Source organism: Peribacillus sp. SIMBA_075 (genome assembly GCF_046534585.1).
Genome location: NZ_JAWRYN010000885.1, coordinates 1 through 261, shown reverse-complemented (window position 1 = coordinate 261; position 261 = coordinate 1). Strand labels below are relative to the sequence as shown.

Below are 261 nucleotides of genomic sequence, written 5' to 3'. Positions count from 1 at the left end.
CGCGCAACGCCGCCTTCTTTGCGGATGTCGGATGGGACGCGCTCGAGCGCCATCACGGCCGTCGCTCCTGCCGCTTCTGCGATTTTCGCCTGTTCTGCATTGACCACGTCCATAATGACGCCGCCTTTTTGCATTTCTGCCATGCCTCGTTTGACTCGATCTGTCCCTTTTTCACTCATCTGAAAATTCCTCCCTTTTATTGGTTGTTTCCAGTATAATAAACTGTGACCATATAAAAAGACTCAGTTTGCATTAATTTAA

General features: G+C 48.7%; 1 pseudogene. It reads right to left on the bottom strand.

Annotated features, from left to right (window positions below):
- A pseudogene (locus SB775_RS30800) lies at positions 1-179 on the bottom strand (pyridoxal 5'-phosphate synthase lyase subunit PdxS); the annotation flags it as partial.
- Between the last annotated feature and the right edge of the window lie 82 nt (positions 180-261).